Source organism: Loigolactobacillus bifermentans DSM 20003, assembly GCF_001434575.1.
Lineage (GTDB): Bacteria > Bacillota > Bacilli > Lactobacillales > Lactobacillaceae > Loigolactobacillus > Loigolactobacillus bifermentans.
On record NZ_AZDA01000140.1, the window covers coordinates 87160 to 101353 of the forward strand.

Annotated in this window: 4 protein-coding genes; 1 reads left to right on the forward strand and 3 read right to left on the reverse strand. The window is 50.3% G+C overall.

The genetic code is table 11. The annotated features are described in order from the left end of the window. Positions 1 to 8070 (reverse strand): MBG domain-containing protein (locus tag FC07_RS14710; protein ID WP_202813455.1); only part of this gene is annotated, 8070 nt, incomplete at its 3' end. Between the two features lie 37 nt (positions 8071 to 8107). Between FC07_RS14710 and FC07_RS14715 the strand changes: the two genes are divergently transcribed. Further along, positions 8108 to 8584 carry a hypothetical protein gene (locus tag FC07_RS14715; protein ID WP_057905832.1) on the forward strand — a complete coding sequence of 159 codons (477 nt, stop codon included), beginning with the start codon at positions 8108 to 8110 and terminating at the stop codon, positions 8582 to 8584. On the opposite strand, the gene FC07_RS14720 is transcribed toward FC07_RS14715, so the two are convergent. Continuing rightward, positions 8581 to 8793, reverse strand: a complete 213-nt coding sequence (locus tag FC07_RS14720) for a KxYKxGKxW signal peptide domain-containing protein (RefSeq protein ID WP_057905833.1) — start codon at positions 8791 to 8793, stop codon at positions 8581 to 8583. The two genes, FC07_RS14715 and FC07_RS14720, sit on opposite strands and share 4 nt — an antisense overlap. Before the next feature lie 370 nt (positions 8794 to 9163). After that, positions 9164 to 14035 carry a MucBP domain-containing protein gene (locus FC07_RS14725; protein ID WP_057905834.1) on the reverse strand — a complete coding sequence of 1624 codons (4872 nt, stop codon included), beginning with the start codon at positions 14033 to 14035 and terminating at the stop codon, positions 9164 to 9166. Positions 14036 to 14194: the final 159 nt, after the last annotated feature.

Genomic DNA, 14194 nt, shown 5'->3' on the forward strand with positions numbered 1-14194 from the left:
CGATTGCGTCGTGACATTATAGTTCTGGTTCGCCGTTGGATCAGCGGTAACGTCAATGGTATAGGTGCCGACATTGGTGTCATCACTGACATCCGTTAAGGTATAAACTGGCGTCGTGCCTTTTTCAGGCTGGCCGCTGACTGTGGCCGTTAAAGTACCCGTAACACCTTTGCCGTCATAAACTTTCGTGACCGTTGGCGCCGTGATGGTTAATTCAGCTGGTGTAATGGTTAATTGGCCAGCTTGCACGTCATCCGCTGTAATCGTGTAATTCAGATTAACTGCTTGTAACTTCGCTAAGCCGCTAGTGCTCAAAGTCACATCATAACTGCCTGCATTTTCAGAAGCATCGCTGCGGGCAAAATCGTCGCTGGTCCAGTCCGTTGGGGCCATTAAACCATTTAAGGTTACAGCGTAAGTCGTTGGATCCGTGGCACTGTCCCCATCGTAAACTTTAGTCTGATTGCCAACCTTGATACTGTCTGTTGCCACGCTGGCCGGCGTAATCGTCAGACTGCCCGACTTGGTGACAATGTTATAGTTCTGGTTCGCTGTTTGATCAGCGGTAACATCAATGGTATAGGTGCCGACATTGGTTTCATCACTGATATCCGTTAAGGTATAAACTGGCGCCGTGCCTTTTTCAGGCTGGCCGCTGACTGTGGCGGTTAAGGCAGCTGTGGCGCCTTTGCCATCATAAACTTTCGTAACCGTTGGCGCTGTAATCGTGATAGCCGCTGGCGTAATCGTCAGTTGGCCGGCTTGCACGTCGGTAGCTGTGATCGTGTAATTTGAATTAGCCGCTTGTAACTTCGCTAAACCGCTAGTACTCAAAGTAACAGCATAGCTGCCGACGTTTTCAGAAGCAGCGCTACGCACAAAATCAGTGCTAGTCCAATCCGTTGGGGCCGTCAAACCATTCAACGTTACATCATAAATCGTTGGATCCGTGGCAGTGTCGCCATCGTAAACCTTGGTCTGGTTGCCAACTTTGATACTGTCTGTTGCCACGCTGGCCGGCGTAATGGTCAAGCTGCCTGACTTGGTGACAATATTATAATTCTGGTTCGCTGCTGGATCAGCGGTAACGTCAATGGTATAGGTGCCGACATTGGTCTCACCCCTGACATCCGTTAAGGCATAAACTGGCGCAACACCTTTTTCAGGTTGACCGCTGACTGTGGCGGTTAAAGCACTCGTAACACCTTTGCCGTCATAAACTTTTGTGACCGTTGGCGCGGTAATCGTGATAGTCGCTGGTGTAATGGGTAATTGGCCAGCTTGCACGTCAGCCGCAGTCACCACATAATTCAAGTTTGCCGCTTGGAGTTTCGCCAAACCACTGGCACTTAGCGTCACGTCATAACTGCCTGCATTTTCAGAAGCATCGCTGCGGACAAAGTCGTCGCTGGTCCAGTCGGTTGGCACGGTGACACCAGTGCTAGCGGTCAGGTCGTAGGTGGTTGGGTCGGTACTGGCATCGCCATCGTAAACTTTAGTTTGGTTGCCAACTTTAATACTATCGGTGGCCACGTTAGCTGGCGTAATGGTCAAGCTGCCTGATTGCGTCGTAATATTATAGTTTTGGTTCGCCGTTGGATCAGCGGTAACGTCAATGGTGTAATCCCCCACATGGGTGGCCGTGCTTACATCGGTTAAGGTGTAGTTTAAGGCAGCCCCGTTTGCAGGTTGGCCGACAATGGTGGCGGTTAAAGTTTTTGAATAGCCGTTGCCGTCATAAACCTTGGTGATTGTTGGCGCTGTAATGGTCACGTTTGCCGGCGTAATGGTCAAGTGACCGGCTTGTACGTCGGCAGCAGTCACCGTGTAATTTGGATTAGCGGCTTGTAATTTCGCCAAGCCACTGGCACTTAAGGTAACGTCATAGGTGCCGACATTTTCAGAACTGCCAGCCCGTTGAAAATCAGTTGCCTCCCAGTCGGTGGCCGGGGCAAGTAAGCCATTGCTCAGGGTCACATCGTAGGTTGCGGGATCTGTTGTGGCATCACCATCATAGGTTTTCGTTTGGTCACCGAGCTGAATGCTCGTCGCACCCACACTGGCCGGGGTAATCGTTAAGCTGCCCGGTACCGTGGTGATCGTGTAATTGGCATTGGCGGCGTCCGTTGCGGTGACAGCAATCGGATACTGGCCTGCATTAACGGCGCCACTAACATCGGTTAATTGATAAACTGGTGTGACCCCTTTTGCAGGTTGACCGGCAACGGTGGCCGCTAACGTTGTGGTCACTGCCTGACCATCATAAACTTTGGTTAGGGTTGGTGCGGTGATCGTAATTGGTGCTGGGGTAATGGTGAAGCTGCCAGCGGTAACGTCTGCGGCGGTTACCGTGTAATTAGGATTAGCAGCTTGCAATTTAGCTAAGCCGGTGGCACTTAACGTCACCGCATAGGTCCCGGCATTTTCAGAAGTGTCGCTGCGAACAAAATCAGTACTGGTCCAGTCCGTTGGTGTGGTTAGGCCGTTACTCAGAGTCACGTCGTAAGCCGTTGGATCCGTGGCACTGTCGCCATCGTAAACTTTGGTTTGGGTGCCAACCACGATACTGTCTGCTTGAACACTGACTGGCGTGATCGTCAGGTGACCGGCCACCGTGGTGATGCTGTAATTGGCATTATTGGTGGTGGCGCTTGGTGTCACGGCAATGGTGTAGCTGCCCACAGCGGTCTCACCGCTGACATCGGTTAAGCTGTAATCCGGTTGGGCGGCCATGCCGGTGGCGCTGGTCACCGTGGCGGTTAAGGCAGCGGTATAGCCGTTGCCATCATAGGTCTTCGTTACCGTTGGCCCTGTAATGGTCACCGCCAATGGGTCAATGATCAAGGCCCCAGATTCAGTGGTAATCGCGTAATTGGCGTTGGCCGTTGGGTCAGTGATCGCCGCAACCGAATAAGTGCCGGCGTCAATGGCCTGGCTCAAATCACTTAACGTATAGACCACTGGTTGACCAGCGGTTGGTACGCCGGTCACCGTAGCGGTCACGGTGGCTTGGTTCGTACCGTCATAAGTTTTGTGCACCGTTGGCACAGTAATGGTCACCGGTGCTTTGGTAATCGTTAATTGACCGGCCATTGTGGTAAAGCTGTAGTTGGCGTTGGCCGTTGGTGTGACATCAATCGTGTAAGTGCCGGCATTTTTAGCGGCGCTAAGATCTGTTACAGTGTATGTGACTGCCTCGCCATGGGTCGGTACCCCACTGATCAGCGGGGTGAGGTCGCCGGTATAGGCCGTTCCGTCGTAAACTTTGCTGGCACTAACGGCGGTTAGGCTAACCGGGGCTGGCGTGATCATCAATGCCCCTGCGGCAACCGATGTTGCGGTTAACGCGTAATTGGTGTTAGCGGCCTGTAATTTGGCTAAACCAGCCGCACTTAAGTTAACGTCATAGCTGCCGACGTTTTCACCTGCGGTGCGGGTAAAGTCAGCGGCAGTCCAATCCGTGGGTTCCGTTAACCCATTTGTTAAGGTCACGGTATACACGGTTGGATCCGTGCTGGCATCATTATCGTAAACTTTGGTGTTGGTGCTCACTTGTAGACTGCCGTCTTGAACAGGCGCCGGGGTGATGGTCAACAGGCCGTTACTGGCCGTCACCGTATAATTTGGATTGGCGTCAAGGGTCACCGCAATGGCGTAACTGCCCACCTGGGTATTGGCGCTAACGTCTGCTAACTGATAGTTCAAGGCCGCGCCGTTGGCTGGAAGACCGGTAATCGTTGGGATCAAAGCGTCGGTATAGCCTTTGCCATCATACGTTTTTGAAACCGTTGGCCCACTGATCTGCACTAAAGCCGGGCTAATGGTTAAGTCATTGCTAGCGGTGGTGATTTGATAGTTAGGATTGTCACCTAACACCACGTTAATGGCATAGGTACCAGCATTCACATCGGCACTCACATCAGTTAAGCTGTAGGCCAAGGTGTCGCCGGCAGCCACATTGCCACTGATGCTGGCGGTTAACGCCTTGGTATACGCGGTGCCATCGTAAATTTTAGTCACCCCATTAGCTGTGATCGTCACCGGTGCCGCTGTGATCGTTAAAGCACCGGCTGTGACACCATCAACGGTGACGTTAGGATTAAGAGCCTGCAATTTGGCAATGCCACTGGCACTTAAGGTTACCGCATACTGGCCCACATTTTGGCTAGTAATACCAGTGGTATCAAAATCGCTGGCGGTCCAAGTGGTGGGTGCGGTTAAGCCATCGGCTAAGGTCACCGTGTAAGTGGTCGGATCGGTACTGGCATCGTTGTCGTAAACTTTGCTAGCACTGCCGACGGTAACCGCCCCGGCCGTTAAAGTCGCTGGCGTAATGGTTAACTGACCGGACTGCGTGGTAATGGTATAGTTGCTGTTGGCTGTTGGGTCAGCATTGACGTTAATAAGATAGTCGCCCGCAGCTACCGCCGTGCTGACATCTGTCAAACTGTAAACAGGGGTCACGCCTTTAGTCGGTAGGTTGCTTACGCTGGCCGTTAAGGTCGCCGTGTAGGCCTTGCCATCGTACGTTTTGCTGACGGTTGGCGCCGTGATCGTAATGGCAGCTGGGGTGATTTGGAACAACCCATTTTGCACATCACTGGCGTCAAAGGTAAAGGTTGGGTTTGCCGCTTGTAACTTGGCCAGCCCACTGGCGCTTAACGTCACTTGGTACAGGCCAACATTTTGACTGGTCACCCCGCTGAGATCAAAGTCAGCGGCGGTTAAGGTTGGCACCACAAAGTCTGAATATTGGCTTGGGGCCAACACGGTGAATGTGGTGGGATCGGTGCTGGCATCGTTGTCGTAAACTTTGCTGGCACCTTGCACCACAATGCTGGTGGCCAATTGTGGATTTGCCGTCACATCAGCTGGGTTCGCCGGCTGCGTCGCTGTATTAGGCGTGGGCTGGGTCAATGGCGCTGGCGTGTAGGTAACCGTAACGCTCACGCTGCTTGGTTGGGTGGTGACGGTCGCCAAAGCATCCTCATACGCCGTGGCCACATCGGCCTGATACCCGGTGACGGTTGGGGTGCTCACTGCCACCGACGCACTGCTTGGAACCCAAGTGGTGGTCCCGGTGACGGCATCAGTAGTCCCCGTCCAAACCACTGCTTGTGTGTGATCCGCTGGGGTCGCTGTGCCGGCACCAGTATAGTGTACCGTATAATCCGTGCTGATCACTTGGGTGCTGTAACGTTCCCCTAACACCATGTAATAAGTATGCCCGCTAACACTGCCATCGGCGGCTACTTGTTCTTGATAAGTGATCAACTGATCATTGCTTAAATAAGTGCCAGTGCTAGGGTCATACATCCCTTTGAAAATGTATTCCGGTGCATCTGGCAGCGCTTGCCCAACAGTAAGGCTCCCTAACCCGGTGACTTGAAACGCATTGTAAGACGTGCCCACTAAGCCAGTGGTGGTAATCGCTGTGCCAGCCGGCTGTGGCGTGCCCACCCCTGTATCTAGCGCAATGTACCAGCTATCGGTAACATTTTGAACCGCTTTTAAGGTCATATTGGTATCAATATCACTGCCGAACTGTTGCCCTATGTCATACGTCCCGCCAGTATACGCTTCAACCCTGGTGAGATAAGTCCAACTTTTATCACTTAAAGCGCCTTGCAACTGATCCGTATCCAGCGTTAACGGATAGCTAATAATCAGTGATGTTTGTGCTGCCACTGGCAAGCCGGATACCAAAAGGCCAACTGCTTGCGTCGGATCAGTTGTCGCGCCAGCATCTGTTGTGTAAGTCGTGTGATAACCCGTCACCGCGTTACCGTCTTGATCCGTGACCGTCACCGGCCCGGTGAGCGACACACCATCGCCTAATAACACGAAGACCAAATTATCAGTAATATCCGTATTCGAGCCGTTGGTTAAAATGGTTTTCCCAACTGCCTGATCATCATCTACCCGAATGGTCCCGGTGCTCACTTGCGCCCCACTGTCAGCGGAGCCTTGAACGGCATTGGTGGTTTGGAAAACAGAGGCTGCCATCACGGTTGCCATGGTGCCTTGCTTGCTTGTTAAATTGTACATATTACCTGCAGCCAGATCTGCTTCTAAACTGCCCAAACTAGCCAATGGCGCAGTTTGACCGGCAAATTTATAATGGCCGTTAGGTTCCACGTAAATCGTATTGGTACTGCTGATCGTCGTCCCGCCAAGGGTATCGGCATTGATCATAACTGGAATTTGCAAGGTATTGCTAATTAAATAGTTATTAATCCCTGCAATCGCGATCCGCTGTTGACCATTTTCGTCGGCTAAATGGGTCAACGTCACCCCAGCCACATTTGTCACAATTTTTTGTTTCACTAACGCATTTAAAATATCACTATCACTGGCAAAAGTCGTGTGTAGTGGTGCAACAACAACCAGCGTCATCGGGTAAGCCGCTTCCACCGTTAGACCCGAAGCACTGACTTGACTTCGACTGAGAACGACACCTGCATCAGGGTTACCCCGATAACCATTGGTTAATGTCGTGGTAAGCTGAACGGTGTCACCAGCCTGAACCATGGTGTTACTCGTATTTTGGCCGCCATTTAATAAAACCAGTGGTTCACTATCAAACGGTTGCGCTTTATTTTGGCTTGCTGCAACTGCCACCGTCCCGTCGATTCCGACTAACTGAAATGTCGTATTCATAGTGACCGTCGTTGCAGCCGTGCCATAAGAGGTCAACCCGACACGTGTTGCAATCGTTTTAGCAGGTACACTTGTAACCGCTTTGTTGGTTTTTAATGTGATGCCCACTACGGGATCACTCGCACTGCCTAAAGTCGTGAGATAATTTGCTTGACCACTGACGTAGGCCATGGTTTCTTGCTGACCACTAGCTGTGGTAAAGGTAATGGTGAGATCCGTGCTTAACCCTGCTGTCGCCAGACCACTATCGCTTAAGTTATAGAGGCCTGTAATCCCCATCGGTGAATCAGGATTACTGTTGGTCATCGTCAATGTCGCCTGGTCCAAGTTACCCGTGACATAGTTAGATGTGTCCCCAAAACTCCACGTCCAACCTGTATTCCCCGCTTCTAAGGGTAATAATGTTTCATCATAACCATCGTAACCAACACCATCACTTGCAATTTGCGTTGCAACAATATATTGCAGTGGATCTTGATCACTTTGATTGGTAAAAACATATTCCTGTTGATCTAAAAACCAATCGGAAACAATGGTTGGCATGCCATAATTCACGTTCCCAGTTGGTGTCGTCACCGCCTGTAACGTAAAATGCATAAAACCAGTTTGGCCTTTCATATCGGAAAAATGCATGCCTGCTGGAATTGTTAAAACGGCCGTATTGCCTGTAACGGTCATGGTATAACCTAAAGCAAGTGCACTTGCATCGATTGAACTTGCCGTAATTTTAACCGTATCCGGGAATGTAATTGTAACCGTTGAATCAGCCGTAAATTGTGTGATTGCTGATTGATTCATAATCGTTGAGTAATCGCCGGGATAACGTAACCCGTCAATTGCCAAATTATTTTGAATATCGTTGACAACTTGACCGTCTTTGATCAAACCGTTTACAATACTCCCCCCTGTTACACCACCATAAAGATTGTAACCTTGATTTGGCGCACTGGTTTGGGTATAAGTTTTATTCAAAATAAGGCTATTCGTGGCAACCGTCGTCCCGTTTAAAGTGACCGTTATTGGCAAAATGGTGTATTGTTGCCCATCACTTAAAACTGACGCACTGGTATTTAACTTGAAATAAACATCTGTTGAAACTGCAGCGACAGCCGTTTTAAATGTGTAAGTCACCTGATCACCACTAATACTGGCTTTTGTGCCTGAAATATCCGGCGCTGTAACATTCGTAACAGCTGTTGTGCCCAGATCAATGATCAAGGTATCCCCTGCAGCAAAAGAACCAGAAACGGTGACTTTTTGTTGCCCAATATTTTTATCAAAAATGACTTCATTGGCCACATTTTGACTGCCGCCATTTAAAGCAATGGCAATGCCATTGCTACTGGTTGGTGTTGGCACACTAGGCGTGGTGCTGGCCGTTGAAAAAGTGGCATCCACGAACGTCCGCACCTGACTACTGCTAGCCGCAGTACTAGCGGTGTTGGTGGTGCTGGCAGTATTAGCGGTTAGCGCGCTACCGACCAGTCCACTAGCTGTGTTTAAATCAGTTGCTTGGCTGGCACTACTAGTCGTCGCCGTACTGGCTGCAGCTGAACTAGCGCTAGAAGCGGCACTACTGCTGGTCGCTGAACTAGCAGTATTACTGGTTTTAGCGGCGGCACTGATGGCACTAGAGGCAGCATTACTAGTTGTTACTGCGCTGGCTGCAGCCGAACTAGTACTGTTACTAGTCGCAACCGCTGCACTGGCAGCGCTAGAGGCGGCACTACTAGTGGCTGCCGTGCTAGATGTTGCTGAGCTAGCACTGTTGCTGGTCTCAACTGCTACACTGGCAGCGCTAGAGGCGGCACTACTAGTGGTTGCCGTGCTAGATGTTGCTGAGCTAGCACTGTTGCTGGTCTCAACTGCAGCACTGGCAGCGCTAGAGGCGGCACTACTAGTTGCCGTGCTGGCTGCAGTCTAGCTAACGCTACTACTGGTCTCGGCAACCGTGCTGGTCGTTGCAGTTGCCGCATGTACTGTTTGTGGGAGCCCAACGAACCCCATCCCGAAGAAAATCGTGGTTAAGCCAGCCACGACCCAAGTTTTACCCGATTTATAAAGTTTAAAATGTGATTTTGATGTTGAATAAAGTTGCGCCAAGGTTTGATGGTTTAAGTTTCTAATTTTCATTCAGCTGACCCCCTAATTTGATATCATAATGTGCCTTAAGTCTAACTTAAAATCACAATTAATGGCGTCAAATCAACGATTTCGCTGTTCCAACTTTCGAAAATACAAACTACAAAAAATGAACAAACCCTCGGTAGACGTGTTTTTTATACACCTACCCCCCGTTTCAAGTAGCAAGCACTTTTTAGCAATAAAATTAAAATAATTTTATATAAAATAAAGTAAAATTTATTATTCCTTGCAATACGGTCCCATTTACAAGTTCAAAATTTTATGGCAACTAGCAGCCGATCAAAAAAAGCGCTTGGCCTTAATAACAGGCCAAGCGTCTTTTCAAACCAAACTTATCTAATCGTAATCCGCTACTTTTTTAACGTTGTTGCTGCTTTCCAAAGCGTGCCACAAAACCGGTTAAACTGATCAACATCAGACCAATGATCGCTAAACTGGCGGTTGTCCTTTCGCCAGTTTTTGGCAGCTGGTGACCATCTTGTTGTGTCCGTGAAACTGGTTTAGTAACGGCTAGCTGTGATCCCGGCTGTTGCCGAACAGCTGTGGTCGTTACTAGCCGGCCCGGTGTAATCGCTGTCGGCACATTGGATACCGTTGGTTCCGTTGGTTCCGTTGGTTCCGTTGGTTCCGTTGGTTCCGTTGGTTCCGTTGGTTCCGTTGCAGTGTAGGTCACGGTAACGGTGCTGTCAAGCGCATTGGCGTCAGGAATTGCAGTGCCAACCACTGGCTGGTCCACTGTATAGCCGGCAAGTTGGGGACTGCTAACGGCCGCAAAAGCACCCTGAGCTTGCCATGATCCAACTTGTAATCGTTCCCCTGTGACGCGATCAATCAGCACTTGCCGGGTGCCATTAACCGTTTGAACCACAGTGGCCGGTGCACTGGCCGTGCCGCCTTGCACCACATACTGGATCGTGCGCGTTAACGTCTTGGTTTCGGTTTGCAACTGGCGATTGTCCGTGTAATACAAGGTCATCGTCTGATCACCAGTGACTTGCCCGGTTAAAGCGCCCTCCACCCGATCAAAGCTGTAATGCGCAATGGTTGGGGCTTGCAAAGTATACGCATTGCCCACATAGCTGTGTAAAACTTGGTCAGCTTGTAGCGCATTACCGTATTGATCCACAAACTTAAAGGTTAATGTGGCTGGGGTTTCCGTTGGTACCTGGCCATCTACTTGTTGATAGTGCAAGGTAATCGTCCCGTCGCCGGTAATCGTGCCACTTAACGCACCATCCGCATCTTGATACGTATACCCAGCAAACGTTGGCGCTGTTAAGTCATAGTGGTTCCCTACGTAACCTTTTAAAACTTGGTCAGCTTGTAGTTGATTGCCATATTGATCCATGAACTTAAAGGTTAATATAGCTGGGGTTGCCGTTGGTACCTGGCCATCTGCTTGGTGATAGTGCAAGGTGATGGTCCCGTCACCGGTAATCGTGCCACTTAACGCACCATCTACACTTTGGTAGGTATACCCAGCAAATGTTGGCGCTGTTAGATCATAGTGATTCCCCACGTAGCCCTTTAAAACTTGGTCAGCTTGTAGTGCATTACCGTACTGATCCACAAACTTAAAGGTTAATGTGGCTGGCGTTTCTGTTGGTACTTGACCATCCGCTTGGTGATAGTGCAAGGTGATGGTGCCATCACCCGTAATCGTACCGCTTAACGCACCATCTGTATTTTGGTACGTATACCCAGCAAACGTTGGCGCCGTTAAGTCATAGTGGTTCCCCACGTAACCGTTTAAAAGCTGGTCAGCTTGTAGCGCATTGCCATATTGATCCACAAACTTAAAGGTCAATGTGGCTGGGGTTTCCGTTGGTACGACTAAATTAGGGCGATAAACATAGGTGACAAATTGGGCTTGGGCTTGATAGGAACCGGTGGTGGCACCGATCACACCTACCTGCGTATAGCCAGCTAATACTTTAGCTTCGGTTATCCAAGTGGTATCGGCTAAGCCGGTCAAAACAGTTTGCGGGCTGATCACATGACCGAGCTCGTCCAAATAAGTTACAGTAACTGGCGCGCTTGGTTTTAATTGATAAACGTACGTCACATCCGCCATAGCGGCCAAATTCAAGTCATTGTAAAAGGTTCGCAAACTGGAGCCTGGGGTATTCAGATTAAAGTCCATCCAAAAATCATTTTCACCGTCATAAGTCACGGCATCCCCATGGGCAATCGTTTTCGTCTGAACGTCTCCAGTGGTAAGATCCGTGATCGTCAGCTGAATGGTTCCTGCCTGGTCAAGGCGCGTAACCGTGACATTGATCGGTAAATAAGGCATGCGGTATGCGTCCACTGTTTCATCGTAGCGATAATTCGTATAATCTTGCAACCGGAACGTATAGCTATTACCAACGGCTAAATGACGTTTAATATGGTAATCGGACACAAACGATGTGTCATCATCGCGACCATATAAGGTATTGGTGTTGGTCACATCTGGCTCAATGTCAGTAGCAGTGATCGGCTGACCGGTCACCGCGCCATCCACTAATTTCCCCACAAGTTCATAGCCTTGCGGTGCCGTTGTCGCTGTGGTGGCATAGGTGTCGCCTGTGTGAATCATTAATTGGTCACTTGGCAATTGCGTCAGTTCTTGCCCAGTTGCAGCATCAATGTGGTGCACCGTGGTGGTTAGGGTATTGGGCACCACAAATAATTCGCCAGGGTTCCAATCAAGGTAAGATACGCCATTTGATTGATACTCATCCCCAAAATTCACATCTACATTGCTGCCACCAAAATGTAAGGCCACGTGTAACGCGCCGGACCATTCATCAGGTGCAGCGGCCACCGCCGCAATAATTTTCTGATTCGCATCCTCGGGCATAAACGTAAACTGCAAGGTTTCCCCAGCTGGATTGCTTAAAATAGCGCCAGTCTGGTCCACAAACGTGACGGTAAACGCTTGGGTGATTGGATCGGATGAGAAAACTAACCGTAAGCCGTTAGCAAAGTAACTGGCCACCCAACCGTTAATGCCGTCGTTGGCAATGGCAGCGCCGGTCATGATGGGTTGATCGTTAACGTCCCGCACACCTGTAAAATCAGCCACCGCATAAATATTTTGAATGTCCCCTAATTGGCCCGTTTGATGCACCGCTAAAATTTGACCCTGCGCGGATTGGGTTTGAACCGTAGTCACCGTTAGCGGTAAGCCAAGTACCGTTACAGTTTGAGTCGCGCTTGTCGGTTGATACGTTAAGGTAACGGCTTGTGGTGTCGTCGTATAAGCACCGGTTAACGCTGCGCTGGCGCTAACGTATTGGAACCCAGGGATGGCTTTCGGTGTGATCTGATAAGTATCCCCTAAATTGCCCGTTAACGTGTCATTGGCTAAAATCGTGTGGCCCGCGGCGTCCACATAATGGACCACCACCGGTGCCGCTTGGGTCGCGTCAATTTTTCGATAGACCCAAGTCACATTCACCGGTGTTAAATCAAGCTGGTTGTGAATGGTGCGTAAGGTGAACCCAACGCCGCCATCGTAATCTGCCCAATAATCATTGGGATTGTCATAAGTGGCTAAGTTTCCATGGGCAATGATCTGTGTGGTAGTGGTATCCGTGGCGTGATCGTAAAAATCAACTTGAATATCCCCGGCCAGATTCAAACGCGTTACGGTCATGTCAATGGCGAACTGTGGCGACCCGGCCACACCCCAATGATATGCGTAATCTTGGAGCACCACCGTATAACTGCCGCCAACGGCTAACTGGCGGCTTACCGTATAATCCGACAGATAACTCAGGTCATAGTCTAGTGGCTGCGTCACGGTGGCCTGATCCGTTGCGGTAATCGCTTGATTGGCAATCGATTGCCCTGGGGTGACAGTGACGCCTGATTTCAGCTGGCCCACTAAGGTGTAGCCTGGAATTTCAGGTAAGGCAGTGGCAGTAATGGTGGCCCCAGTTTGGCCCGCCACCGTTTCGTCAGTTGCAATGGCGGCCCCAGTTTGTTGATCAACGTACTGTACCGTTATCGGCGCAACATTTGGCAAGCTGAATAACATGCCTGGATCTGCATCCGCGTCCTGATAGGCATTGATGGCTTTTCCATTGTCATCATAATCGTTACCACTGTATAAAGTCGCATAATTGAGATCCAAATTAGCGCCAGTATAGTTAAACTGCAACACTGTTTGCGCCGTTTCAATCACCCGATTTTGGGCATCCGTCGACTGACTGGTTTGTAGTATCAGGTTCTGTGTTTGGCGCTGGTGGCCACTGAAAGTAGCCGTCATCGCGGTCCCGGCCTGACTGATTAGTGACTGGCCACTACCGTTGACAAAATAAACCGTCGTTGCCGCTTGCGTCGCATCATAGGCGAACAACAGCTTAACGTCGGCTCCTAATGCCGCCCGAATATCAGGGCCCGCCGATACCCATTCTCCAATTGCCGTGCCGTTCATAATCGGCTGGTTGCGCATATCCCGCACCCCAGTAAAATCAGCAATGGCATAAATATTGGTCATGGTACCAATAGTGCCCGTGGTGGTCGTGACTTGCACGTTCCCCGCGGCACTCTTAACGGTTGTCGAGCCAACTTGCACCGTTAAGCCTAAAATTGTGGTGGTCGTGGTGGCAGGTGCCGTTACACTTCGGAAAGTAGCGTGGCGAGCGGGCGCCGCTGATGCAACGGGACCATTAGCGGCAGCGCTGGTAGCCGTCGTTGTGTTAGGTTGTTGGGTGGCTGTCGTTTGTAACGAACGTGCCACCGTATCAGCGTCACTTGTTGCCGCACTAACCGCGCTGATAGGGGCCGCTGAACTGGTCACGCCACTAGCAAGATCGGTTGCGCTAGGCACGCTGCTGCTTGCGGCGGAACTAGTAGCCGCCGTTGAACTGGCAACACTGCTGGTTGACGCTGAGGCATTGCTTGCGGCGTCACTAGCTGGGCTTACTGCATCGAGCGCACGATTGCCTGAATCAGCGGTATTAGCAGCACTGCTGGCCGAGTCGATTTTCTGCGCCGGCGCAGCGGCTGATGTAGCGGCAGAACTGACCGGTGCTGCCGAACTGCTGGTAGCCGCAGTTGTTGGTGCAACTTGCGTGGTTGTTGTCAATGTTGCTGCTTGAACAGGTTGCTGTTGGGCCCACCCTAGGCCAAACCAAACTGTGGTGAGGCCAGCAATCACCCATATTTTTCCCGACTTATATAACTTAAAATGTGCTTTTTGTTGCGTACATGCCTGCTGTAGGCTTCCCCGTTTCATGAAAAGTCCCCCTTTTTTCCTTCCTCGAATGGCCGATTTTGACGACACATTAAACCTGTCTATTTACGCTTAACTGTACCTTAAATGAACCTTAAAAAGGGCTGATATCGTGATTTTCTAATGTCAATCTTCGTAAGACTTTTATTCAAAGATTGGCTA

What these genes read in the sequence shown, in the direction of transcription:
- FC07_RS14725 (WP_057905834.1), bottom strand. Translation starts at nt 14,035, where the DNA reads ATGAAACGGGGAAGCCTACAGCAGGCATGTACGCAACAAAAAGCACAT.
- FC07_RS14720 (WP_057905833.1), bottom strand. Translation starts at nt 8,793, where the DNA reads ATGAAAATTAGAAACTTAAACCATCAAACCTTGGCGCAACTTTATTCA.